Source organism: Lysobacter sp. Soil_C_59 (assembly GCF_057656415.1).
This window is the reverse complement of sequence record NZ_JBDGKK010000005.1, coordinates 1-22,011: the sequence shown is the minus strand read 5'-3', so window position 1 is coordinate 22,011 and position 22,011 is coordinate 1. Positions and strand designations below refer to the sequence as shown.

The following is a 22,011-nucleotide window of genomic DNA, read 5'->3' as shown; positions in this document are numbered from 1 at the left end:
TTCGAGCCCCATGACCTACAGCCACCTCAACGACTATCCGGCCGACATCCGCGAACGCGCGGCGCGCATCCGCCTGGCCTGCTTCGATGTCGACGGCACGCTGACCGATGGGCGCCTGTTCTTCGACAGCGAGGGTCGCGAGCTCAAGGCCTTCCACGTCCACGACGGCCAGGGCCTGGTGCTGCTGCGCAAGTCCGGTATCACGGTCGCCTTCGTCACCGCCCGTGCCAGCGAAGTGGCGCTGCGCCGCGCCGCCGACCTGGGCATCACCGAGGCGCACACGGCGGTGGCCGACAAACTCGCCTGCGTGCGCGACATCGCCTCGCGCATGGGCATCGCCATGGACCAGGTCTCATTCATGGGCGACGACCTGCCCGACCTGCGGGTGATGCTGCAGACCGGACTCGCCGTCGCCCCCGCCAACGCCCATCCCTGGGTCGCCGGCCGCGTCCACTGGCGCACCAGCCTGCGCGCCGGCCATGGCGCGGCGCGCGAACTGTGCGACCTGCTGCTGGCCGCGCAGGGCCACGCCGAGACGCTGCTGGCCGAAGTCAGCCAGCTTCAGGGCACCCGCATCGAGGGCAACGCATGACCCGACGCGGCGTCGTGATCTTCCTGTTGCTGCTCGTCGGCGCGGTGCTCAGCACCTGGGCCCTGTGGTCCCAGCGCGACCGCGACTCCCTCGCTGGCGGCGACGCCAATCGACCCGACTACACCCTGCACGACTTCGAACTGACCGTGCTCGACGAGCAGGGCGCGGAAGCGTTTACCCTGATCGCGCCCAAGATGGAGCGCGATCCGAAGGTGAAGACGCTCGACATCGCCACGCCGCTGTTCGTGATCCCGCCCAAGGCCGGCAGCAAGGCGACCCCGTGGGAAGTGCGCTCGAAGACCGGCTGGGTCAGCGAAAAGGGCGAGGAAGTGCGCCTGCGCGGCGGCGTCGACGCGCACAGCACCAACGCCGACGGCAAGCCGGTCAAGATCACGGCCGACCACCTGAACGTTTTCCCGGACGACAAGCGCGCCACCTCGACCGCGAAGGTAACGGTCACCCAGCCGGGCTTTATACTGAACGGCCAAGGGCTGGAAGCCGACCTCGATGCCAAGCGCATCATTCTCAAATCCGACGTCAAGGCCCGCTATGACCGATCTGTTCGCTAGCCTGTCGACGCTCTGCCTGGCGACAGTGATGGCGCTGGCCCCGGCCGCCGCGCTGGCCCGCACCAGCGACCGCAACAAGCCGATGGACATCGACGCTGGCAGCAGCGACTACTCGATGGACGACAGCCGCCCGACCACGCTCAGTGGCGGCGTCATCATCACCCAGGGCACGCTCGACATCCGCTCCACCCAGGCCGTGATCTCCTCCAGCGGCGGCGAACCCGTGCGCGCGGTGCTGACCGGCTCGCCGGTCACGCTCAAGCAGGAGCTCGACGACGGCAAGGCCATGGACGCGGTCGCCCGCAAGGTCGATTACGACCTGAAGTCCGAAATCGTGGTCTTCACCGGCGGCGTCAACATCCGCCAGCCCAGCGGCTCGATCGCCGGCGAACGCGTGATCTACAACATGAAGACCGGCCAGGTTCAGGGCGGCGGCCAGGATGCCGGACGGGTCAAGATCCGGATCCTGCCCAAGAACGCGCAGGGAGGCGGCTGATGCTGGTCGCCCAGGGGTTGCGCAAGGCCTATCGTTCCCGTGAAGTCGTCAAGGATTTCGCCCTGACCCTGGATGCAGGCGAGGTCGTCGGCCTGCTCGGGCCCAACGGCGCCGGCAAGACCACCTGCTTCTACATGATCGTCGGCCTGGTCCCGGCCGATGCCGGCCAGATCGTCCTCGACGGCAAGGACATCACCTCCGAGCCCATGTATGCCCGCGCCAAGTACGGCGTCGGCTACCTGCCGCAGGAGCCGTCGGTGTTCCGCAAGCTCAGCGTGGCCGACAACATCCGCCTCGTGCTGGAGCTGCGCGAGGACCTCGACAAGGCCGGGCGCGAGCGCGAGCTGGCCAGCCTGCTGGACGAGCTGCAGGTCAACCACGTCGCCGACCAGATCGGCGCCAGCCTCTCCGGCGGCGAGCGACGACGCGTCGAGATCGCCCGCGCGCTCGCGGCCAAGCCCAGGCTGATGCTGCTCGACGAGCCCTTCGCCGGTGTCGACCCGATCTCGGTCGGCGAGATCCAGAGAATCGTGCGCCACCTCAAGAATCGGGGCATCGGCGTGCTGATCACCGACCACAACGTGCGCGAAACCTTGGGTATTTGCGATCGGGCGTATATTCTCAACGAAGGTGGCGTGCTCGCGCAGGGAGCACCCGATGCGCTGCTTGCAAATCCCGACGTCCGACGCGTTTATCTGGGTGAAACCTTCAGACTGTGACATCCTTTCCAGTGATGTGCAGTCAATGAAGGATGCGGTGCGCGGAGTGCGCATCGCGACGAACGCGGCACGGCCGTCGACCTCCCCCGGTCGCGTTAGTCTCAGACAATGAAGCCCCGCCTCCAAGCCGCACTAGGACAACAGCTGGTGATGACACCGCAGCTGCGTCAGGCGATCCGCCTGCTGCAGTTGTCGGCAGTCGAGCTTGAAGCTGAACTGGCGGCCGCAGTGGAAAGCAATCCGCTGCTGGACTGGACCGAAGTCGCGATCAGCGTCACCAATGGCAACGGCGCAAGCGATTCGTCGTCGCATGAAGACAGCAGCGAGCACCTGCCGCCCGAAGCCGAATGGGGCAGCAACGACGGCGAGCCGTGGTACGAGCGCATCGGCCCGGCCGACAACGACGACGATTCGCCGGTCGCCGAGCAGGTCGCAGAGTCGGACACGCTGCACGACCATCTGCTGTGGCAGCTGCACCTGAGCCCGCTGTCGCCGCGTGACCGCCTGATCGGTGTCGCCCTGATCGAAGCCATCGACGATGACGGCTACCTGCGAGAGCCGCTGGAGTCGATCGCCGCCTCGCTGGCACCGGCGGTGGAGGCCGGCGAAGAAGAGATCACCACCGTGCTGCACCAGGTGCAGCAGTTCGATCCGGTCGGCGTCGGCGCGCGCAATCTGGGCGAATGCCTGCGCCTGCAGCTGGCGCAGTTCGCCAACGAGACGCCTGGCAAGGCATTGGCCCACCAGTTGGCCAATGGCCCGCTCGAGCGCCTTCCCAAGATCGGCGTCGCCGGCCTGGCCAGCGAGATGCGGCTCGACCTGGGCGAAGTCGAGACCGCGGTCCACCTGCTGCGCTCACTCGATCCTCGGCCCGGCGCGCAGATCGGCGCGATCGCCAGCGACACCTACATCGCCCCGGACCTGGTCATCTGGCGCCAGCACGGCCTGTGGCGGGTCGCGCTGGCCGACGGAATGCGCCCGCGCATCGCGATCCATCGCGGCTACGAGAGCATGGTGCGCCACGCCAGCGGCACCGATGCCAGTTACCTGCGCGGCCACCTGCAGGAAGCGCGCTGGCTGCTCAAGAGCCTGGAGGCCCGCGGCGAGACCCTGATCAAGGTCGCCCGCTGCCTGCTCAAGCAACAGGCGGCCTTCCTCGAGTTCGGCGACAGCGCGCTGCGGCCGCTGACGCTGCGCGAAGTCGCGGCCGAGGTCGGCCTGCACGAATCCACCGTGTCGCGCGCGATCGCGCGCAAGTACGCGCGCACGCCGCGCGGGACCATACCGCTACGCGCATTCTTCGCCTCGGGCATCGACACCGGCGCCGGCGGCGAAGCCTCCAGCACCGCGATCCAGTCGATGATCCGCCGCCTGATCGAAGCCGAGAACCCGCGCAAGCCGCTGTCCGACGCGCGCCTGGCCGAGACCCTCAAGGCAACAGGCGTGCCAGTGGCGCGGCGCACCGTGGCCAAGTACCGCGAGGCCATGAGCATCCCCTCGTCGCAGGATCGCGTCCGCATCAGCTGAACGTGTCACATACGCGTTAAGGAGTTGATGAAACTGGCCAAAATCATCTACGGATCAAGGCTTTCCACGCCTCTTTGGCCAAACTGCGAACGGTGGCCACTTGCACATCGCACCGGTCGTGCCATCCTGTCTTCCCGTTGCGACGTAAAGGAGGTCTCCGATGCGTATCGAAACCTACGGCCAGCAAATCGAAGTCACACCGGCACTGCGTGACTACGTCGAAAGCAAGCTGGCCCGACTGGAACGGCATTGCGAACAGGCTTTCGACGTCCGCACACAGCTCAGCCTCGACAAGCCCAACCACCGCGCCAAGGCCACCGTCAACATCGCCGGCCGCACGCTCCACGCCGACGCCGCTGCAATCGACATGTACGCCGCGATCGACCTGCTTTCCGACAAGCTCGACCGACTGCTCAAGGAACACCGCAGCAAGGTCGTCGACCACCACCGCGGCGAAAGCGCCGCACGCAGCGACAGCTTCGGCTGACCCCCTCCGAACTCCATGCCCCTGGATGAATCGTTGAGCGCGGCTGCGGTCGCGCATCTTGTCCAGAACACCTGTCCGCGCGGGCGCCCGTCGCCCGCCGGGCAATCGCGCCTGAGGCCCGAATGAGCACGAGCATCAGTGCGGGGGAACTGTTCGAACAACAACGCGATCGCCTCAGCCTGCGCTGGCTTGCCGGCGAACAGGGCGGCCGGCGCGTGCTCGAAGCGGTCAACACCGTGGCGCGGCGGCCATCGCTGGCCGGCTACCTCAACGCCATCTATCCCAACAAGGTGCAGATCCTTGGCACCGAGGAGCTGGCCTGGCTCGACGCACTCGACTCGCGGCTGCGCTGGGAGACGATCGAGAAGATCATCCAGTTCCGACCGCTGGCGCTGGTGATCAGCAAGGACCAGCCCTGCCCCGAAGACCTGCGCATCGCCGCGCAGGAAAGCCAGACGCCGCTGTGGATCTCGCCGCGGCGCGGGCATGAACTGCTCAACCACCTGCAGTACCACCTGGCGCGCACGCTGGCGCCGAGGGTGACGCTGCACGGTGTGTTCATGGAGATCTATTCCATCGGCGTGCTGATCACCGGTGAATCAGGCTCGGGCAAGAGCGAGCTGGCGCTTGAGCTGGTGACGCGCGGCCATCGCCTGGTCGCCGACGACGCACCGGAATTCACCCAGATAGCACCCGACGTACTCGACGGCACCTGCCCTGAAATGCTGCAGGACCTGCTGGAAGTGCGCGGCCTGGGCGTGCTCAACATCCGCCAGATGTTCGGCGACACCGCGGTCAAGAACAACAAGTACCTGCGCCTGATCGTGCACCTGGCAAAGCCGATGACCGAGCCCAAGCCGATGGGAATGGAACGGCTTACCGGCGACAGTGGCGTGCGCCGCGTGCTCGACCTCGACGTGCCGATGATCACCCTGCCCGTCATGCCCGGCCGCAACCTGGCCGTGCTGACCGAGGCGGCGACGCGGCTGCACAGTCTGCGCATGAAGGGTCTCGACCCGGCGGCGGCATTCATCGCCCGCCACAGCAATTTCCTTGAACGCGGCGATTCCTGACGCCGCTCCACGCCAGCGCAAAGACCCCGTCCCATGAGCGAAACCCCGACCTCCTCCCTCGTGATCGTCAGCGGCATGTCCGGTTCGGGCAAGTCGGTGGCGCTGAAGACGTTCGAGGACCTGGGTTACTTCTGCGTCGACAACCTGCCGGCCGACCTGCTGCCGCAGTTCGTCGCCAGCGTGCAGCGCGCCGATGACGGCGCGCCGGCGAAGCTCGCCGTCAGCATCGACGTGCGCAACCGCCACAGCGACCTGAGCAACATCCCCGACTGGTTGTCGGCGGTGGGCGCACTGGGCCTGGATCCGAAGCTGGTGTTCTTCGATGCCAGCGACGCCACCGTGCTCAAGCGCTATGCCGACACCCGCCGTCGCCATCCCCTGAGCCATCTTGGCCTTTCGCTGGCCGATGCGATCTCGCTGGAGCGCCAGGTACTCAAGCCGCTGCGCACGATCGCCGATGCGGTTGTCGACACCAGTGACCTCAACGTCCACCAGTTGCGTCGACAGGTCATCACCGAGTTCGGCATCGGTGGCGATACCGGTATGTCGCTACTGTTCGAGTCCTTCGCCTATCGACGCGGCGTGCCGGCCGATGCCGACTTCGTGTTCGATGCGCGCGCCCTGCCCAATCCGCATTGGGACCCGGTGCTGCGCCCGCTGTCGGGTCGCGATGCCGCGATCCGCCAATACCTGGAAGCGCAGCCGGACGTGAACCTGTTCGCCGACCAGATCAGCCAGTTCCTCGACACGTGGTTGCCGCGCCTGCATGTCGACAGTACCCGCAGCTATGCCACGATCGCATTCGGCTGCACCGGCGGCCGCCATCGCTCGGTCTACCTCGCCGAACGCCTTGCCGCGCACGCGCGTGAGAAGGGTTGGGAAGAAGTCGCGGTGCATCACCGCGAGCTGGACTGACACACCACTTGCGCGTCTCCGCGAGCGCGGCATCGCGGGCCGATGCAGTGAATCCTTCCTGACTTCGCGGCGCCGCATTCGGCGATATCACGAAATTTTTGCGGCTTGCTTGCGTTTGCCTTGCGTGGAAGCGGATAGGGTCGGGTTGCGTTGCAAGGCAGCGCGACTCCACCACGGAGATGCCCATGCGAATCCGCACGTTTCCATCAACGACGCTTCCATCGATGACGTCGCTCGTCTTGTTCGCCGCGCTTGCCGCACCGCCGGCATTGGCCCAGCGCACCGAACCACCGACGACGCCCCCGCCGCCCGACAAGACCATGGACACGACGCCGAAGACGATGAGCTTCAGCGACATGGACGTGAATGCCGACGGCAAGGTCAGCAAGGACGAAGCAGCCGCCGACGCCAGGCTGACCAGCCAGTTCGCCAAGGCCGATCGCGACGGCGACGGCCAGCTTTCCGAAACCGAATACGCCGCCAGCCAGGGTGGCACGAGCCAGTACTAGTGAGGAGGCAAGCCATGAGAGCGACCCAGTCCCATCCGATGATCGGTGCCCTCGCCCTGGTGGTCACTTCCGCGGCGCTGGCCTTGGGCGGCTGCCAGAAGACCGAGACCACGACACCTGTCCCCGTGGAGACGACGCCGCCGCCGGCCGAGACCCCACCGCCTGACACGACCGCGCCGCCGGCCGACACCACCACGCCGCCAGCGACGGCACCGGAGTCAGGCGCACCGACACCGCCACCGGTGGAAGGCGAGCAGACGCCACCGCAGGACGACACCACCCCGCCGTCGAAGTAATGCCCCTGTCATCGGCGGCGACCCACGCGGTCGCTCCGGCGATCGCCAACCGCGGCCCGCAGCGATGCGGGCCGCTTCTTTCGCATGGAGCGACGACACCCCAAAACCGGGGTCAGAGTACCTTTTAAGCAAAAGGTACTCTGACCCCGGTTTTGGCCCTCGATCGCGCCATCGACGTCACGGCGCTTCCGGCTCGTCACCCGGCTCTGCTAATTTGGCGGCATGGCCGTCGGCATCCTCCTGATCACCCATGAAGGCATTGGCAGCGCGTTGATCGCGGTGGCCGGGCGCCTGTTGCGTCCGCTGCCGCTGCGCATCGAAGCACTGGAGGTGCCGTTCGACGGCGACCCCGATGCCCTGCTGCCGCTGGCTAGCGCCGCCCTGCGCCGGGTCGACGGCGGCGATGGCGTACTGGTGCTGACCGATCTGTATGGCGCCACGCCCAGCAACCTCGCGGCCAAGGTTGCCCGCCTGGGCACGCCGGTACGGCGCGTGTCGGCGCTGAGCCTGCCGATGCTGCTGCGGGTAATGAATTACGCCGACCTGACCCTGGACGAGCTGCCCGCCGTGGCCGCCGCCGGTGCGCGCAATGGCGTGATCGTGGATGAAGCGTGAGTGGATCAAGCGTGAGAGAACCTCTGGAGCACGACGAAATGGAATGCCGTTGGCAATGCAAGCGTGACCTGGACTGCCGGTGCGGCAACGGGCGCGTAGCGGGAGCGAGGAATCGGCGATGATCGAACACGAACTGACCGTCACCAATCGCCTCGGCCTGCACGCGCGCGCAACCGCAAAGCTGGTGCAGGCGCTGTCGGGTTTCCGCAGCAGCGCCACGCTTACGGCCAAGGGCCGCGAGGTCAATGCCAAGAGCATCATGGGCGTGATGTTGCTGGCCGCCGGACAGGGCACGCAGGTCAAGCTGCGGGTCGAGGGTGAAGACGAGGCCAATGCGGCGCAGGCAGTGATATCGCTGTTCGAGCGTCGCTTCGACGAAGATAGCTGACGCTCCACCACACACCGGGGAAAGGAATGAGGCAGGAGTTCAACGGACACGGTGCATCGCGCGGAAGCGCCCTTGGCCGCGCCCGTGTCCGCCTGCCGCACGTGCTCGAAGTGCTGGAGGAGCACATCCCGGCCAAGGCGGTCGAAGCCGAAGTCGCGCGACTGCACGCCGCCATCGCCACCGTCCGCAACGAGATGTTCGCGCTGCGCGAGCGACTGCACGGCGCACTGGTGCATGAAGTCGGCGAGTTCCTCGACCTGCACAGCCTGCTGCTCGACGACCCTGAACTGCTCAGCGGCCTGGACGAACTGATCCGCACCGGCCGCTATTCCGCCGACTATGCACTGCGCCTGCAGCGCGACCGCATCGCCTCGGTCTTCCAGGCCATGGACGATGCCTACTTCCGCAGCCGCGTCGACGACATCGACCAGGTCATCGGTCGCGTCCACGCCGCCCTGCACCGCCACGACAACGGCATCTCCGGTGTCGCCGGCGAGATCCTGGTCACCGACAACGTCGCCCCCGCCGAACTTGCGCAACTGCAGGCGCAGGGGGTGATGGCGATCGTCACCACCAGCGGCAGCATCCTGTCGCACAGCGCGATCCTTGCGCGCAGCCTGCACCTGCCCTACGTCGTCGGCGCGGCGCAGGCGATGCAGAAGATCAACGATGGCGACGTGCTCGCCGTCGACGGCGCCACCGGCCGGGTGGTGCTTGAGCCTGACGCCAACGACCTGCGCGGGCATCGCGGTCGCGTGCGCGAACTGGCCCGCGAGCGCAAGCAACTGCACCGCCTGCGCCGCGAGCCGACCCGAACCATCGACGGCGTCGACGTCAAACTGTTTGCCAACGCCGAATCGCGCGACGACGTCGCCGAGGCGCATGCGCTGGGCGCGGCCGGCGTCGGCCTGTATCGCACCGAGTTCCTGTTCCTGCAGCGCAACGAACTGCCCGACGAGGATGAGCAGTTCCGCGTCTACCGCGACGTCGTGCTTGGCATGACCGGGCGCACGGTCACCATCCGCACGCTCGACCTGGGCGCCGACAAGGCCGACCGCACCGGACTGGCCCTGCGCGACGAGCCCAATCCGGCGCTCGGACTGCGCGGCGTGCGCCTGTCGCTGGCGCGATCCGGGCTGCTCGAGTCGCAGCTGCGTGCGCTCGTGCGCGCCTCCGGCTATGGCCCGTTGCGCATCCTGCTGCCGATGGTCAGCAGCCGCGAGGAAGTGCGCGCGGTGCGCAGCATGCTCAAGCGCGTCACCACGCAGCTGCGCGAGGAAGGCCACGAAGTGGCCGAGCAGGTGCCGCTGGGCGCGATGATCGAAGTGCCGGCCGCCGCGATTGCACTGCCGACCTTCATCGGCTCGGTCGACTTCCTGTCGATCGGCACCAACGACCTGGTCCAGTACCTGCTCGCCGCCGACCGCAACAACGAAGCGCTGACCAACCTCTACACGCCGCTCCATCCGGCGGTGATCCGCCTGGTCCGCGACGTGATCCGCCTGGGCGAGAAGCGCGGCAAGCCGGTTGCGGTCTGCGGCGAGATGGCCGGCGATCCGCATTTCGCGCCGATGCTGCTGGCCCTGGGCCTGACGGAGTTCAGCCTGCACCCGGCGACGCTGCTGGAACTGCGCCGGACCATCCGTCATTGCAACCTGGCGCAGTTGAAGGCCAACGCACCGGCACTGCTGCGCGCTCGTGATCGGATGGCGATCGAAGAGTGGATCCACGGCAACGCGCCGGCGCATCGCACCTGACCACAGGTGCACCACGGATGACGCAGCCTCTCCGGGCTGGGCTTTATCGGCCCCAGGGGCGATAATGCGCGCCATGAACACCTAGCCCTGTCGCGCCATCGTGGTGCGATGCGCCACCGGAAGCCCCGCATGGCCGAAGCCGTCCGCCACGACAAGACCGCACGACAGCTGCGCCTGCTTTCCGATGCGCTCGACAGCGGTCGTCTGGGTCCGGTGCGCCGGCTGGTCAACACCCTCTCCCCTGCCGAGATCGGCAACCTGCTCGAATCGCTGCCGCCGGCCAAGCGCACGATCGTGTGGGGCCTGGTCGATGCCGAGGACGACGGCGAGGTGCTGGTCCACGTCGGCGACGAAGTGCGCGAGAGCCTGCTGGCGGAGATGGACCCGGACGAGATCATCGCCGCGGCCTCCGAACTGGAAATCGATGACCTTGCCGACCTGGTCGAAGACCTGCCCGACACGGTCATCGACGAAGTCCTCAAGTCGATGGACCGCGAGAACCGCGAGCGCCTCGAGCAGGTGCTGTCGTACCCGGAGGACACCGCCGGCCGCCTGATGAACCCCGACGTGGTGACGGTGCGAACCGACACCACCGTCGACGTCGTGCTGCGCTACCTGCGCCTGCGCGGCGAACTGCCCGAGCACACCGATCACCTGTACGTGGTCAGCCGCCGCCACCAGTACCTGGGTCGCCTCGCGCTGGCCGCGCTGTTGACGCACGACCCGGGCACGCCGATCAACAAGCTGATCGACGACGAGCAGGCCGCCATCGACGTCGAGGAATCGGCGAACGAGGTCGCACGCAAGTTCTCCGACCATGACTGGCTCAGCGCGCCGGTGGTCGACGAGAACAACATCCTGCTCGGCCGCATCACCATCGACGACGTCGTCGACATCATCCGCAACCAGGCCGAACACCAGGCCCTGAGCGCGGCCGGCCTGGACGAGGACGAAGACCTCTTCAGCCCGGTCTGGCGCGCGATGCGGCGGCGCCTGATCTGGCTGTCGATCAACCTGGGCACGGCGTTCCTTGCGGCCAGCGTGGTCGGCGAATTCGCCGACACCATCGACAAGCTGGTGGCGCTGGCGGTGCTGATGCCGATCGTCGCCGGCATGGGCGGCAACGCCGGCACGCAGGTGCTGGCGCTGATGGTGCGCGGCCTGGCCTTGGGCCAGGTCGGCGCGGCCAACGTGCGCACGCTGCTGTGGAAGGAAGCGCGCGTGGCGCTGCTCAACGGCCTGGTGCTGGGCACGCTGCTGGCGCTGATCGTGCTGCTGTGGTTCCACAGCGTCGGGCTTTCGATCGTGATCGGCATCGCCCTGACCCTGAACCTGCTGTTCGCGGCCGTGGCGGGGGTGCTGGTGCCGGTGACGTTGCGGCGCGCGGGTTTCGATCCGGCATTGGCCAGCGGCATTTTCCTGACCACCGTCACCGACGTCATGGGCTTCTTCACCTTCCTCGGCCTGGCGACGCTGATCCTGCTGCGATAGCGTCCGCGGCATTCCTCGCTCCGCATTCCGGAGGCTTGTCGATGTCGAACGTTTCCCGCCTGCTCGTCCTGATGCTCGTTGCATTGACTGCCGCCTGCGCGCATCGGCCGGCACGCGAAGCCAGCGGCCGTTTCGTCGAGCGCCAGCTGCAGGTGGAAGGCGCCACGTATCGCTACCAGGTGTTCGTGCCATCGGCACGGGCCGCCGGTCGCCATCCGCCGGTGATCCTGTTCCTGCACGGCTCAGGTGAGCGCGGCAGCGACAACCGCAAGCAGACCGAGGTCGGCCTGGGTCCCTACCTGCGCAAGCACCTGCCCGACTTCCCGGCGATCGTGGTGATGCCGCAGTCGCCCGAAGGCCGTTCTTGGGACGGCGTCACCGCACGCATGGCATTGGCCGCACTCGAGGCGAGCGTGCGCGAATTCGACGGCGACCAGCACCGCATCGTCCTGACCGGGTTGTCGCGTGGCGGCTACGGCGCGTACGAACTGGCGTTGATGGAGCCGCTGCGTTTTGCCGCGCTGGTGCCGGTCTGCGGCGGCCTCACGCAGCCGCCGGGAGTACCCGAGCGCCTGCAGGTCGAGGGCGTGGCGCAGGCACCGGACCCTTTCGCGGCCGCGGCACAAAGGCTGCAGCACATCCCGATGTGGCTGTTCCATGGCGCCAACGACGAGGCGGTCACGCCGGACCAGTCACGGCATATGGACGAGGCGCTGCGCAAGGTCGGCGCCGATGTGCGCTACAGCGAACTGGCTGGCGTGGGGCACGACGTCTGGGACCCGGCGTATGCGATGCCGGAGTTGTGGGAGTGGGTGTGGGCGCAGAGGCGCTGAGTCCTTCGACTTCGGCGCTTTGCGCCTACGCTCAGGACGAACGGTCAACTTCTTCCTGGCACCGTTCGTCCTGGGCGTAGCGCAGCGAAGTCGAAGGATGCCTAGCCGCGCAGCAGCGCTTCCAGCACCGCCATCCGCACCGCCACGCCGTTGCTGACCTGGCGCAGGATCAGCGACTGCGGACCGTCGGCGACTTCGTCGGTGATCTCCACGCCGCGGTTGATCGGGCCCGGGTGCATCACCACGGCATCGGCCGCGGCGCGCTTGACGCGCGTGCTGGTCAGGCCGAAATCGCGGTGGTAATCGTCGAGCGATGCGATCAGGCCTTCTTCCATGCGCTCGCGCTGCAGGCGCAGCATCATCACCGCGTCGACGCCTTCGAGCGCGGCATCCAGGTCGTGCGAGACGTTGCAGCCCTGCAGCGTGCCGTCGTCCGGCAGCAGCGAGGCCGGGCCGCAGACGCGGATGTCGCCGGTGCCGAGCGTGCGCAGCGCCTGCAGATCGGAGCGTGCGACGCGCGAATGCTTGACGTCGCCGACGACCAGCACCTTCAGCTTCGAGAAGTCGGCGCCCTTGGCCTGGCGCAGGGTCAGCATGTCGAGCAGGCCCTGGGTCGGGTGCGCGCTGCGTCCGTCGCCGGCGTTCACCAGCACCGTGCCGTCTTCGGCATGGCGTGACAGCGCCGCCACGGCACCATCCTCGTGGTGGCGCACGACGAACCCGCGCACGCCCATCGCCTCGAGGTTCTTGAGCGTGTCCAGCGCGGTCTCGCCCTTGCGCGTCGACGACGTCGAGGCGTCGAAGTTGATCACGTCCGCGCCCAGCCGCTGCGCCGCGAGGGTGAAACTCATGCGCGTGCGCGTGGACGGTTCGAAGAACAGCGTGCACACGGCGATGCCGTCGAGCGCGCGGCGGTCGTAGTGCCCTTCGGCGAACGCCTGCGCACGCACCAGCAACGCATCGAGCGTGCCGCGTTCGAGGTCTTGCAGGGTCAGCAGGTGGCGCGGCAGGTGCGTGTGCGGTGCGTTCATGGAGTGGGATGAGGAAGTTCGGAAAGGTCCAGGGCATCATCCGGCGCGGCCAGCCAGCGTTCGATGATCACCGCTGCCGCCACCGCGTCCAGCGCCTCGGCATCGCGGCGGCGCTTGCGGCCCTCGGCGCGATCGGAGGCGAAGCGCTGCGCGGCCTCGATCGAACTCATGCGCTCGTCGACCAGCACCACCGGCAGCCCGTAGCGTGCGTGCAGTTCACGTGCGAATGCATGGGCGCGTACGCGGATCGGCTGGTCGCCGCCGTCAAGGCTCATCGGATCGCCGACGATCAGGCCGTCGGGGCGCCACTCGCTGCGCAGCCGGTCGATCGCGGCCCAGTCCGGGCCGTGGCCGTGGACGTCGATCACCGCCAGTGCGCGCGCGCCATGGCCGAAGGCGCTGGCGACGGCTACGCCTATCCGGCGTGCGCCGACGTCGAAGCCGAGCACGGTGCCGTCGCGCCGGATCGATGACGCCTTGTCCGCGGTGCCCGCCATCAGGCGTGCCCGGAGTAGTCGGCCAGGTACGCGAAATCGACGCCGATGCGTCCGGCCGCCGCCTGCCAGCGCGCGTCCAGCGGCAGTTCGAACAGCAGTTCGGCATCGGCCGGCGCGGTCAGCCAGTCGTTCTCGGTCAGTTCCTGCTCGAGCTGCCCGGAGCCCCAGCCGGCGCACCCGAGCGCGACGATCGCGTTGTCGGGGCCATCGCCCCGCGCCATCGCTTCGAGGATGTCGCGCGAGGTGGTCAGGAACAGCCGTTCGGTGATGGCCAGCGTCGAATCCCACTGCGAGCCGCCGTCGTGCAGGACGAAACCGCGCTCGGGATGGACCGGGCCGCCGGCAAGGACGATCTGCGACAGCAGCGACGGGTCGCCGCCTTCCAGGCCCATCTGGCCGAAGACCTCGCCCAGCGTGTACTCGGACGGGCGATTGACGACCAGGCCCATCGCGCCATCGGCGTCGTGCTGGCAGATCAGGGCGACGCTGCGGGCGAAGTTGGAATCGGCCAGGGCCGGCAACGCGATCAGCAGCTGGTTGGCAAGTGGCGTGGGAGTCACTGACATGGCCAACATTCTAGCCCGCGTTTTGCGATGCGTGCCGCACCGGTGCGGGCGTAGGATGACGACTTTCCCTGTCCACGCCGTGCCGCCGCCATGACAGCTCCGATCCTGACCGCCTCGCTCCTGAACTCTCGCCTGAACTCTCGCCGATTTCGTGCCCTTGCCGTGGCCTGCCTCGCCGGCCTGGCCCTGAGCGCATGCAAGCCGCAAACCCCGCAGGAGCCGGCCAAGCCGGCGGCGCAGGCAACCACCGCCGCAGCCAGCTACGCCACCGCCCATGCCGGCGACTACGCCGTGGTGCCGCTCAAGGCCGACCTGTCGGGTTTCGACGATGCCGGCAAGCGCATGATCGCCAAGCTCGTTCAGGCCAGCGAGGTCATGAACGACATCTACTGGAAGCAGTCCTGGGACGGCGATCGCGCCGCCCTGCTCGCGCGTGCGCCCGATGCGGCCACGCGTGAACTGGTCGAGGTCAACTTCGGCCCGTGGGACCGCCTCAACGAGGACACGCCGATCATCGACGGCGTCGGAGCGCGTCCGCCAGGCGGGCCGTTCTATCCGGCCGACATGAGCAAGGCCGAATTCGAAGGGGCCGCGCTGCCCGACAAGACCTCCAACTACACCCTGCTGCGCCGCGACAGCGGCAAGCTGGTGACCGTGCCGTACCACGAGGCCTACAAGGCCGACCTGGAACGCGCCGCCGCGCTGCTGCGCGAAGCCGCCGCGCTGAGCGCGGACAAGTCCTTCGCCAACTACCTGACCATGCGCGCCAAGGCCCTGCTCGACGACGACTTCAGGCGCAGCGACATGGCCTGGATGGACATGAAGACCAATCCGGTCGACATCGTCATCGGCCCGATCGAGACCTACGAGGATCAGCTGTTCGGCTACAAGGCCGCGTACGAGGGGCTGGTGCTGGTCAAGGACGTGGAGTGGAGCAAGAAGCTCGCCCGCTTCGCCAGCTTCCTGCCGGCGCTGCAGAAGGGCCTGCCGGTCGACGACAAGTACAAGGCCGAAGTGCCCGGCTCGGCGGCCGACCTCAACGCGTACCAGGTCGTCTATTACGGCGGCAACGCCAACGTCGGCGCCAAGACCATCGCCATCAACCTGCCCAACGACGAGGAAGTGCAGCTGGCCAAGGGCACGCGCCGGCTGCAGCTTGAGAACGTGATGAAGGCGAAGTTCGACACCATCCTCACGCCGATCGCGCAGCAACTGATTGCGTCCGACCAGCTCAAGCACGTGACCTTCGACGCGTTCTTCGAGGACGTGATGTTCCATGAGGTCGCGCACGGCCTGGGCATCAAGAAGACGCTCGACGGCAAGGGCACGGTCGACGAGGCGCTGAAGGAATACTCGTCCAGCTTCGAGGAAGGCAAGGCCGACATCCTGGGCCTGTACATGATCGACGCGCTCAGCCGCAAGGGCGAGCTGGAAGAGAGCAAGCTGATGGATGGCTACGTGACCTTCCTCGCCGGCATCCTGCGCTCGGTGCGCTTCGGCGCCAGCGATGCGCATGGCAAGGCGAACATGGTTCGCTTCAACTTCTTCGCTGAGCAGGGCGCTTTCAGCCGCGACCCGGACGGCCGTTATCGCGTCGACTTCGAGAAGATGCGCGCGGCGATGAACGCCCTCAGCGCCAAGCTGCTCAAGGTGCAGGGCGACGGTGATTACGCCGAGGCCAAGCGCATGACCGAGACGCTGGGCATGATCAAGCCGGAGCTCGCGGCCGACCTGGGGCGACTGAAGGACGCGAAGATCCCGGTCGACATCCGCTTCGAGCAGGGCCTGGGCGTGCTGGGCCTGGAGCAGTACGCAGCGGGCAAGCCGTAAGCGATGTCCGGTTACTGCGACTACGCCCCCGGCCACCCGCTGCACGGCCCGTACCACGACCGCGAGTACGGCTTCCCGCAACGCGACGACGCGGTGCTGTTCGAGCGGCTGGTGCTGGAGATCAACCAGGCCGGGCTGAGCTGGGAAACGATGCTGCGCAAGCGCGAGGGATTCCACCGCGCCTATGACGGCTTCGACATCGACAAGGTCGCCGCCTACGGTCAGGCCGATCGCGCGCGGCTGCTCGAGGACGCCGGCATCATCCGCAACCGCCTCAAGGTGGACGCGGCGATCCACAACGCCCAGGTCATCCAGGGCCTGCGCGCATCGCACGGCAGCTTCGCGCAGTGGCTCGACGCGAACATGCAGGTGGACGGCAAGCGTCGCGACAAGGCCGACTGGGTGAAGCTGTTCAAGAAGACGTTCCGCTTCACCGGCGGCGAGATCACCGGCGAGTTCCTGATGAGCCTGGGCTATCTGCCGGGTGCGCACCGCGACAGTTGCCCGGTGCAGGCGCGGATCCTCAAGTTGAAGCCGCCGCTGGATCCGCCGTGGCGGCGGAAGCTCTGAGCGTCGGCTTGTAGTGCTTGGCTTGCGTCTGCGGCACGGCGTCGTCCGCCGGGCCGGGGATTGCTCCGCCCCTTCGCCGGACGTCCTGTCCGGAGGCGGGGCGTGGGCCATCCATGGCCCACTGCTCCGCAATCCCCGGCCCGGCGAACGACGCTTCGGCAATTCATTTCCCCGTCTTCGTCGCAACGTCCTTGGATTCCCGCCTTCGCGGGAATGACAGGCCAAGGGCAACGACGCTGGGTCCCCGCCTTCGCGGGGATGACGGGGTCAAGATTCTGGCTTGGTTCCTGGAACAACCACTTCCTTGCGCGTATTTCGCGAACAGTAAACGGAGCGAAGCGGAGGTTCGCGGAATACACCCCACCTCCTCCACCCACCCAACCACCAACCACCAACCAATAACGACGCGCACAAAAAAGCCGGGTATTGCCCGGCTTTTCCGTGGAGCACCAAGGACGGAAATCAGCGGATTTCCGCGACCTCGATGCCGTCCATGCCAGCCGCCAGCGTCTTGGCGTCGCCGCCCTGGGCCAGCTTGATGCGCAGGCGCACTTCATTCTGCGAGTCGGCGTAACGCAGCGCGTCCTCGTAGCTGATCTCGCCGGCCTGGTACAGCTCGAACAGGCTCTGGTCGAAGGTCTTCATGCCCAGCTGCACGGACTCCTTCATAACTTCCTTGAGCTTGTGGATCTCGCCGTCGCGGATGTAGTCCTGCACCAGCGGCGTGCCCAGCATGATCTCCATCGCCACGCGCCGACCCTTGCCGTCCGGGGTCGGGATCAGCTGCTGCGCGACCACGCCCTTGAGGTTCAGCGACAGGTCCATCAGCAACTGCTGGCGGCGGTCTTCCGGGAAGAAGTTGATGATGCGGTCCATCGCCTGGTTGGCGTTGTTGGCGTGCAGCGTGCACAGCACCAGGTGACCGGTTTCGGCGAAGGCGATCGCGTGGTCCATGCCCTCGCGGGTACGCACCTCGCCGATCATGATCACGTCCGGCGCCTGGCGCAGCGTGTTCTTCAGCGCCGCGTCCCAGCTGTCGGTGTCGATGCCGACTTCGCGCTGGGTGATGATGCAGCCCTCGTGCTTGTGCACGAACTCGATGGGGTCCTCGATGGTGATGATGTGACCGGTCGAGTTGAGGTTGCGGTAGCCGATCATGGCCGCCAGCGAGGTCGACTTACCGGTACCGGTCGCACCGACGAAGATGATGATGCCGCGCTTGGTCATCGCCAGCGTCTTGATCACCGGCGGCAGGTTGAGCTCCTCGACCGTCGGGATCTTGGTCTCGATGCGGCGCAGCACCATGCCGACCTGGTTGCGCTGGTAGAAGCAGCTGACGCGGAAGCGGCCGACGCCGGCCACGCCGATGGCGAAGTTGCACTCGTGGGTCTTTTCGAACTCCTCGCGCTGCTGCGGCGTCATCACGTTGAGGACGAGGTCGCGGCTTTGCTGGGGCGTCAGCGGGTTCTGGGTGATCGGCGAGATCTTGCCGTGGACCTTCATCGACGGCGGCATGCCGGCGGTGATGAACAGGTCCGACGCCTTCTGGTGCGCCATCAGTTTGAGGAACGAGGTGAAATCGATGCTGCCGCCGGTAGTGCTGCTCATGCTTACTCCAGTGCCGCCAGGCTCCCCAGCCGGTGCGGCGTGTGACTGACGAAACTGCCTTCACCTCCCTCTCCCGCTGCCGGGAGAGGCCGGTGTCCGGTCATTCGAAAAGACGCTTGTCCTTGGCGTACTCGCGCGCCTGCGGACGCAGGATCAGGCCGCGCTTGACCAGGTCCTGGAGGTGCTGGTCGAGCGTCATCATTCCGTACTGCTGACCGGTCTGGATCGAGGAGTACATCTGCGCGACCTTGTCCTCGCGGATCAGGTTACGGATCGCCGGGATGCCGACCATGATTTCCCAGGCCGCGGTACGACCGCCGCCGACCTTCTTCAGCAGCGCCTGCGAGATCACCGCGCGCAGCGACTCCGACAACATCGAGCGCACCATCGGCTTTTCGCCGGCGGGGAACACGTCGATGATTCGGTCGACCGTCTTGGCCGCCGAGGAGGTGTGCAGGGTGCCGAACACAAGGTGGCCGGTTTCCGCTGCGGTCAGCGCCAGGCGGATGGTTTCCAGGTCGCGCAACTCGCCGACGAGGATGTAGTCGGGGTCTTCACGAAGGGCCGAACGCAGCGCCTCGTTGAAGCCGTGCGTGTCGCGGTGCACCTCGCGCTGGTTGATCAGGCACTTCTGCGAGGTGTGGACGAATTCGATCGGGTCCTCGACGGAGAGGATGTGGCCGTATTCGTTCTTGTTGATGTGGTCGATCATCGCCGCCAGCGTGGTCGACTTGCCCGAACCGGTCGGGCCGGTCACCAGGATCAGGCCCTGCGGCTGGTCGATGAGCTCACGGAAGATCGGCGGGCAACCCAGGTCGTCCAGGGTCAGTACTTCCGAGGGAATGGTACGGAACACCGCACCGGCACCGCGGTTCTGGTTGAAGGCGTTGACGCGGAAACGCGCCAGGCCGGGGATCTCGAAGGAGAAGTCGACCTCGAGGAACTCTTCGAAGTCGCGACGCTGCTTGTCCGACATGATGTCGTAGACGAGCGCGTGCACCTGCTTGTGGTCCAGGGCCGGGATGTTGATGCGGCGGACGTCGCCGTCGACCCGGATCATCGGCGGCAAGCCCGCCGACAGGTGCAGGTCGGATGCTTTGTTCTTTACCGAAAACGCCAGAAGTTCGGCGATATCCATGCGTGCTCCCCTGCACTGCCACTGGAAAAACAGACTTGAAGATCAGTACTTTGAACACGGGGCCTTGAAGTGCCCCGAAGTGGATCCAAACTACCCCTGCGCCGCAGTATAGCCCCCTAACCTCGCCATCTTTCCAGCACTTTAGACAGGAATTGAGACGTGCGCGCCAGCGCCCTGCAGGACATGCAACTCAAGCTTGAGAACGCGGCGGCGGCGGCTGGACGGCCAGTGCCGCGGCTGCTTGCCGTCAGCAAGACCCAGGATGCGACGGCCGTCGCGGAATTGGCGGCCGCCGGCCAGCGCGCCTTCGGCGAGAACTATGTGCAGGAGACCGCTGCCAAGCAACCGGCGCTGGCCGGACTGGGCCTGGAATGGCACTTGATTGGCCATTTGCAGTCCAACAAGGCCAGGGAGGCGGCGACCCTGTTCGACTGGGTCCAGACCGTCGACCGGATCAAGCTGGTGACCGCCCTGGCCCAGCACAGGGCAGCGGATCGGCCGCCATTGAACGTGCTGATCCAGGTCAATATCGATGACGAAGCCAGCAAGCATGGCTGCGAGCCCGGCGACGTGCCCGCCCTGGCCGACGCCATTGCCGCCCAGCCGCGCCTGTGTCTGCGCGGATTGATGGTGATCCCCACGCCCCACCCGGACCCCGGGCAGCGGCGCGGCGCGTTCCGGCGCAGCCGCGAGTTGTTCGACGCCCTGCGCGCGACCCATCCACGGGTCGACACGCTGTCGATGGGCATGAGCGACGACCATGCCATCGCCATTGCCGAGGGGGCGACGATGGTGCGCATCGGCACCGCGCTGTTCGGCGCACGGCCGAGGCCGGCCTGAGGCCTTGCTATCCTCGATGACCGGCCCTGCCCGTCAGTCGACCACCTCCCCTTACATGTCCCAGACCCCTTACCCCTCGTCCTTCACCGGCGCCATTGCCTTCATTGGCGGCGGCAACATGGCGCGCAGCCTGATCGGCGGCCTGATCGCACGAGGCCAGCCGGCCGACGGCATCCACGTCGCCGAGCCCGCCGATGCCTTGCGCCAGGCACTCGAACGCGACTTCCATGTCCAGGGGTTCGACAACGCCGCCGAAGCCGCGGCGGGCGCCGACGTTTGGCTGCTGGCGGTCAAGCCGCAGGTGATGGCCAGCGTCTGCACCGAACTTGCCGGAATCGCACAGGCGCAACGGCCGCTGGTGATCTCGATCGCGGCCGGCATCACCGCCGACCAGCTCGACGGCTGGCTCGGTGGCGGCCTGGCGGTGGTCCGGGCCATGCCCAACACGCCCGCCCTGCTTGGCGTCGGCATTACGGGCCTGTTCGCGAACGACGCCACCGATGGCCACCAGCGCGATCACGCCGCGGGCCTGCTCGACGCGGTCGGGCCGACGGTCTGGATCGACGATGAGACCCGGATGGATGCGGTCACTGCCGTGTCCGGCAGTGGCCCGGCTTACGTGTTCCTGCTTGCCGAAGCGATGCAGGCAGCCGGTGTCGAGCAGGGGCTGGCGCCGGAAGCGGCGCGGGCATTGGTCCAGCAGACACTGCTCGGCGCGGCGACGATGCTGACGCGGCTCGACGAGCCGGCCGATGTGTTGCGCGCCCGGGTGACATCGCCCGGCGGCACCACCCAGGCCGCGATCGAAACCTTCGAGGCCGGTGGCTTCCGCGAGCTGGTCGCTCGCGCGATTGCCGCTGCCACCGAGCGCGGCCGGCAGTTGTCGGCGGCCAACCACTAAAAGACATTTGCCGAGGAGACCTCGCATGCGCATCGCCCCCCTCTTCGTGTTGCTGGCTGTCGGCCTGACCGGTTGTGGCGGCAACAGCACACCGCCGGCGGCCACGCCTGCTGCTCATGCCGGCCAGGGTGAAGCGGTCAGCCGTGTCGGCGACGTCAGCATCCGCGCCAACGCCATGCAGACCTCGGCGCTGTCGCCGGCGGTGGCCAGCCAGTACGGCATCAGCCGCGCGGACAACACGGTGATGCTGCTGGTCGCGGTGCGCCAGGGCCCGGAGGCGCAGGAAGTCGCGTTGCCGGCGCGCATCACCGCCACCGCCACCGACCTGCGCGGCCGTCGCCAGACCATCGAGATGCGCGAACTGCGTAGCGGCGACCTGCTCGATTACATCGGCACGGCCGAGGCAACGCCGCCGGACACGCTGCGTTTCGACGTCACGGTCGTGCGCGAGAACGGAGCGACGTCGACGATGCAGTTCACGCGGGATTTCTATCCGCGCTGAAGTTTCCGCCATCACGGCGAATGCCCTGTCACCGTCATCCCGGCGAACGCCGGGACCCAGGCCGACACGCCGTCCGCTCTGTCACCGTCATCCCGGCGAACGCCGGGATCCAGGCCCGCACCCGCTCCATCACGTCATCCCGGCGCACGCCGGGATCCATCTTGACGTTGCTGTGGCCTCCTCGGGCTTCCGCCTTCGGAGCGGCGTCGTCCGCAGGGGCGGGGAGTGCCCCGTCCCTTAGTCAGACATCCTGTCTGATGC

25 protein-coding genes are annotated in these 22,011 nt (G+C 67.3%); 20 read left to right on the top strand and 5 right to left on the bottom strand.

Annotated elements, in window-relative coordinates; translation table 11 throughout:
* The first annotated feature begins 10 nt into the window (after positions 1 to 10).
* The 15 genes from AC3A3Q_RS11360 to AC3A3Q_RS11290 all read left to right on the top strand — a co-directional run bounded on the left by AC3A3Q_RS11360 (position 11) and on the right by AC3A3Q_RS11290 (position 12,267).
* On the top strand, positions 11 to 592 hold the full coding sequence (locus AC3A3Q_RS11360; RefSeq protein ID WP_487586569.1) for a KdsC family phosphatase: 582 nt from the start codon (positions 11 to 13) through the stop codon (positions 590 to 592).
* Positions 589 to 1,161 carry an LPS export ABC transporter periplasmic protein LptC gene (gene lptC / locus AC3A3Q_RS11355; RefSeq protein WP_487586360.1) on the top strand — a complete coding sequence of 191 codons (573 nt, stop codon included), beginning with the start codon at positions 589 to 591 and terminating at the stop codon, positions 1,159 to 1,161. Before AC3A3Q_RS11360 ends, lptC begins: the two co-directional genes overlap by 4 nt.
* Positions 1,142 to 1,657 carry a lipopolysaccharide transport periplasmic protein LptA gene (gene lptA, locus AC3A3Q_RS11350; protein ID WP_487586359.1) on the top strand — a complete coding sequence of 172 codons (516 nt, stop codon included), beginning with the start codon at positions 1,142 to 1,144 and terminating at the stop codon, positions 1,655 to 1,657. The genes lptC and lptA overlap by 20 nt, the downstream gene beginning before the upstream one ends.
* Positions 1,657 to 2,376 carry an LPS export ABC transporter ATP-binding protein gene (gene lptB / locus AC3A3Q_RS11345; RefSeq protein WP_386705041.1) on the top strand — a complete coding sequence of 240 codons (720 nt, stop codon included), beginning with the start codon at positions 1,657 to 1,659 and terminating at the stop codon, positions 2,374 to 2,376. The genes lptA and lptB overlap by 1 nt, the downstream gene beginning before the upstream one ends.
* 108 nt (positions 2,377 to 2,484) lie before the next feature.
* Positions 2,485 to 3,903, top strand: a complete 1,419-nt coding sequence (locus AC3A3Q_RS11340; protein WP_487586358.1) for an RNA polymerase factor sigma-54 — start codon at positions 2,485 to 2,487, stop codon at positions 3,901 to 3,903.
* A 160-nt stretch (positions 3,904 to 4,063) separates the two neighbouring features.
* A complete protein-coding gene (hpf, locus tag AC3A3Q_RS11335; protein WP_158734200.1) occupies positions 4,064 to 4,390 on the top strand; it encodes a ribosome hibernation-promoting factor, HPF/YfiA family in 327 nt (108 codons plus the stop codon).
* Between the two features lie 122 nt (positions 4,391 to 4,512).
* A complete protein-coding gene (gene hprK / locus AC3A3Q_RS11330) occupies positions 4,513 to 5,463 on the top strand; it encodes an HPr(Ser) kinase/phosphatase (RefSeq protein WP_200604288.1) in 951 nt (316 codons plus the stop codon).
* 33 nt (positions 5,464 to 5,496) lie between these two features.
* The gene (rapZ, locus tag AC3A3Q_RS11325; RefSeq protein WP_200604287.1) at positions 5,497 to 6,378 is read left to right on the top strand and encodes an RNase adapter RapZ; all 882 of its coding nucleotides are present in this window, start codon (positions 5,497 to 5,499) and stop codon (positions 6,376 to 6,378) included.
* A 224-nt stretch (positions 6,379 to 6,602) separates the two neighbouring features.
* Positions 6,603 to 6,887, top strand: coding sequence for a hypothetical protein (locus AC3A3Q_RS11320; RefSeq protein ID WP_487586357.1), 285 nt, complete (start codon positions 6,603 to 6,605; stop codon positions 6,885 to 6,887).
* A gap of 14 nt (positions 6,888 to 6,901) precedes the next feature.
* Entirely contained in the window at positions 6,902 to 7,183 is a 282-nt protein-coding gene (locus tag AC3A3Q_RS11315; RefSeq protein WP_487586356.1) for a hypothetical protein, read from the top strand.
* Between the two features lie 222 nt (positions 7,184 to 7,405).
* On the top strand, positions 7,406 to 7,798 hold the full coding sequence (locus AC3A3Q_RS11310; RefSeq protein ID WP_487586355.1) for a PTS sugar transporter subunit IIA: 393 nt from the start codon (positions 7,406 to 7,408) through the stop codon (positions 7,796 to 7,798).
* A gap of 118 nt (positions 7,799 to 7,916) precedes the next feature.
* The gene (locus AC3A3Q_RS11305; RefSeq protein ID WP_200604283.1) at positions 7,917 to 8,186 is read left to right on the top strand and encodes an HPr family phosphocarrier protein; all 270 of its coding nucleotides are present in this window, start codon (positions 7,917 to 7,919) and stop codon (positions 8,184 to 8,186) included.
* Between the two features lie 26 nt (positions 8,187 to 8,212).
* On the top strand, positions 8,213 to 9,943 hold the full coding sequence (ptsP, locus tag AC3A3Q_RS11300) for a phosphoenolpyruvate--protein phosphotransferase (RefSeq protein ID WP_487586354.1): 1,731 nt from the start codon (positions 8,213 to 8,215) through the stop codon (positions 9,941 to 9,943).
* Positions 9,944 to 10,072: 129 nt separating this feature from the next.
* Positions 10,073 to 11,434, top strand: coding sequence for a magnesium transporter (gene mgtE / locus AC3A3Q_RS11295; RefSeq protein ID WP_200604281.1), 1,362 nt, complete (start codon positions 10,073 to 10,075; stop codon positions 11,432 to 11,434).
* 41 nt (positions 11,435 to 11,475) lie between these two features.
* The gene (locus tag AC3A3Q_RS11290; RefSeq protein ID WP_487586353.1) at positions 11,476 to 12,267 is read left to right on the top strand and encodes a carboxylesterase family protein; all 792 of its coding nucleotides are present in this window, start codon (positions 11,476 to 11,478) and stop codon (positions 12,265 to 12,267) included.
* A 101-nt stretch (positions 12,268 to 12,368) separates the two neighbouring features.
* On the opposite strand, the gene AC3A3Q_RS11285 is transcribed toward AC3A3Q_RS11290, so the two are convergent.
* From AC3A3Q_RS11285 to AC3A3Q_RS11275, 3 genes are read right to left on the bottom strand one after another with little or no spacing between them, the layout of a single operon-like run.
* A complete protein-coding gene (locus AC3A3Q_RS11285) occupies positions 12,369 to 13,298 on the bottom strand; it encodes an aspartate carbamoyltransferase catalytic subunit (protein WP_487586352.1) in 930 nt (309 codons plus the stop codon).
* The gene (gene ruvX / locus AC3A3Q_RS11280; RefSeq protein ID WP_487586351.1) at positions 13,295 to 13,795 is read right to left on the bottom strand and encodes a Holliday junction resolvase RuvX; all 501 of its coding nucleotides are present in this window, start codon (positions 13,793 to 13,795) and stop codon (positions 13,295 to 13,297) included. Before ruvX ends, AC3A3Q_RS11285 begins: the two co-directional genes overlap by 4 nt.
* On the bottom strand, positions 13,795 to 14,361 hold the full coding sequence (locus AC3A3Q_RS11275; protein WP_487586350.1) for a YqgE/AlgH family protein: 567 nt from the start codon (positions 14,359 to 14,361) through the stop codon (positions 13,795 to 13,797). The genes ruvX and AC3A3Q_RS11275 overlap by 1 nt, the downstream gene beginning before the upstream one ends.
* 90 nt (positions 14,362 to 14,451) lie before the next feature.
* Here AC3A3Q_RS11275 and AC3A3Q_RS11270 point away from each other — a divergent pair, with 90 nt between their 5' ends.
* Together AC3A3Q_RS11270 and AC3A3Q_RS11265 are read left to right on the top strand one after the other, a co-directional pair.
* Positions 14,452 to 16,191, top strand: coding sequence for a dipeptidyl-peptidase 3 family protein (locus tag AC3A3Q_RS11270; RefSeq protein ID WP_487586349.1), 1,740 nt, complete (start codon positions 14,452 to 14,454; stop codon positions 16,189 to 16,191).
* Positions 16,192 to 16,194: 3 nt separating this feature from the next.
* Entirely contained in the window at positions 16,195 to 16,761 is a 567-nt protein-coding gene (locus AC3A3Q_RS11265) for a DNA-3-methyladenine glycosylase I (protein WP_487586348.1), read from the top strand.
* A gap of 462 nt (positions 16,762 to 17,223) precedes the next feature.
* On the opposite strand, the gene AC3A3Q_RS11260 is transcribed toward AC3A3Q_RS11265, so the two are convergent.
* Both AC3A3Q_RS11260 and AC3A3Q_RS11255 read right to left on the bottom strand, forming a co-directional pair.
* Complete coding sequence (locus AC3A3Q_RS11260) at positions 17,224 to 18,369, bottom strand: PilT/PilU family type 4a pilus ATPase (RefSeq protein ID WP_487586347.1); 1,146 nt, start codon at positions 18,367 to 18,369, stop codon at positions 17,224 to 17,226.
* 100 nt (positions 18,370 to 18,469) lie between these two features.
* Positions 18,470 to 19,507 (bottom strand): type IV pilus twitching motility protein PilT, encoded by a 1,038-nt coding sequence (locus AC3A3Q_RS11255; protein ID WP_386705023.1) that lies wholly within the window; start codon positions 19,505 to 19,507, stop codon positions 18,470 to 18,472.
* 183 nt (positions 19,508 to 19,690) lie between these two features.
* Here AC3A3Q_RS11255 and AC3A3Q_RS11250 point away from each other — a divergent pair, with 183 nt between their 5' ends.
* The 3 genes from AC3A3Q_RS11250 to AC3A3Q_RS11240 are packed head-to-tail and all read left to right on the top strand — an operon-like array spanning position 19,691 to position 21,750.
* Positions 19,691 to 20,347: a YggS family pyridoxal phosphate-dependent enzyme gene (locus AC3A3Q_RS11250; protein ID WP_487586568.1), complete on the top strand. Its 657-nt coding sequence runs from the start codon at positions 19,691 to 19,693 to the stop codon at positions 20,345 to 20,347.
* A gap of 55 nt (positions 20,348 to 20,402) precedes the next feature.
* Positions 20,403 to 21,248: a pyrroline-5-carboxylate reductase gene (gene proC, locus AC3A3Q_RS11245; protein WP_487586346.1), complete on the top strand. Its 846-nt coding sequence runs from the start codon at positions 20,403 to 20,405 to the stop codon at positions 21,246 to 21,248.
* Positions 21,249 to 21,273: 25 nt separating this feature from the next.
* The gene (locus AC3A3Q_RS11240) at positions 21,274 to 21,750 is read left to right on the top strand and encodes a DUF4426 domain-containing protein (protein ID WP_487586345.1); all 477 of its coding nucleotides are present in this window, start codon (positions 21,274 to 21,276) and stop codon (positions 21,748 to 21,750) included.
* The last annotated feature ends 261 nt before the right edge of the window (positions 21,751 to 22,011 follow it).

Bases quoted from the DNA above. Each gene is read 5' to 3' on its own strand.
- AC3A3Q_RS11360 (WP_487586569.1), top strand. From the start codon at position 11: ATGACCTACAGCCACCTCAACGACTATCCGGCCGACATCCGCGAACGC.
- lptC (WP_487586360.1), top strand. From the start codon at position 589: ATGACCCGACGCGGCGTCGTGATCTTCCTGTTGCTGCTCGTCGGCGCG.
- lptA (WP_487586359.1), top strand. From the start codon at position 1,142: ATGACCGATCTGTTCGCTAGCCTGTCGACGCTCTGCCTGGCGACAGTG.
- lptB (WP_386705041.1), top strand. From the start codon at position 1,657: ATGCTGGTCGCCCAGGGGTTGCGCAAGGCCTATCGTTCCCGTGAAGTC.
- AC3A3Q_RS11340 (WP_487586358.1), top strand. From the start codon at position 2,485: ATGAAGCCCCGCCTCCAAGCCGCACTAGGACAACAGCTGGTGATGACA.
- hpf (WP_158734200.1), top strand. From the start codon at position 4,064: ATGCGTATCGAAACCTACGGCCAGCAAATCGAAGTCACACCGGCACTG.
- hprK (WP_200604288.1), top strand. From the start codon at position 4,513: ATGAGCACGAGCATCAGTGCGGGGGAACTGTTCGAACAACAACGCGAT.
- rapZ (WP_200604287.1), top strand. From the start codon at position 5,497: ATGAGCGAAACCCCGACCTCCTCCCTCGTGATCGTCAGCGGCATGTCC.
- AC3A3Q_RS11320 (WP_487586357.1), top strand. From the start codon at position 6,603: ATGACGTCGCTCGTCTTGTTCGCCGCGCTTGCCGCACCGCCGGCATTG.
- AC3A3Q_RS11315 (WP_487586356.1), top strand. From the start codon at position 6,902: ATGAGAGCGACCCAGTCCCATCCGATGATCGGTGCCCTCGCCCTGGTG.
- AC3A3Q_RS11310 (WP_487586355.1), top strand. From the start codon at position 7,406: ATGGCCGTCGGCATCCTCCTGATCACCCATGAAGGCATTGGCAGCGCG.
- AC3A3Q_RS11305 (WP_200604283.1), top strand. From the start codon at position 7,917: ATGATCGAACACGAACTGACCGTCACCAATCGCCTCGGCCTGCACGCG.
- ptsP (WP_487586354.1), top strand. From the start codon at position 8,213: ATGAGGCAGGAGTTCAACGGACACGGTGCATCGCGCGGAAGCGCCCTT.
- mgtE (WP_200604281.1), top strand. From the start codon at position 10,073: ATGGCCGAAGCCGTCCGCCACGACAAGACCGCACGACAGCTGCGCCTG.
- AC3A3Q_RS11290 (WP_487586353.1), top strand. From the start codon at position 11,476: ATGTCGAACGTTTCCCGCCTGCTCGTCCTGATGCTCGTTGCATTGACT.
- AC3A3Q_RS11285 (WP_487586352.1), bottom strand. From the start codon at position 13,298: ATGAACGCACCGCACACGCACCTGCCGCGCCACCTGCTGACCCTGCAA.
- ruvX (WP_487586351.1), bottom strand. From the start codon at position 13,795: ATGGCGGGCACCGCGGACAAGGCGTCATCGATCCGGCGCGACGGCACC.
- AC3A3Q_RS11275 (WP_487586350.1), bottom strand. From the start codon at position 14,361: ATGTCAGTGACTCCCACGCCACTTGCCAACCAGCTGCTGATCGCGTTG.
- AC3A3Q_RS11270 (WP_487586349.1), top strand. From the start codon at position 14,452: ATGACAGCTCCGATCCTGACCGCCTCGCTCCTGAACTCTCGCCTGAAC.
- AC3A3Q_RS11265 (WP_487586348.1), top strand. From the start codon at position 16,195: ATGTCCGGTTACTGCGACTACGCCCCCGGCCACCCGCTGCACGGCCCG.
- AC3A3Q_RS11260 (WP_487586347.1), bottom strand. From the start codon at position 18,369: ATGAGCAGCACTACCGGCGGCAGCATCGATTTCACCTCGTTCCTCAAA.
- AC3A3Q_RS11255 (WP_386705023.1), bottom strand. From the start codon at position 19,507: ATGGATATCGCCGAACTTCTGGCGTTTTCGGTAAAGAACAAAGCATCC.
- AC3A3Q_RS11250 (WP_487586568.1), top strand. From the start codon at position 19,691: ATGCAACTCAAGCTTGAGAACGCGGCGGCGGCGGCTGGACGGCCAGTG.
- proC (WP_487586346.1), top strand. From the start codon at position 20,403: ATGTCCCAGACCCCTTACCCCTCGTCCTTCACCGGCGCCATTGCCTTC.
- AC3A3Q_RS11240 (WP_487586345.1), top strand. From the start codon at position 21,274: ATGCGCATCGCCCCCCTCTTCGTGTTGCTGGCTGTCGGCCTGACCGGT.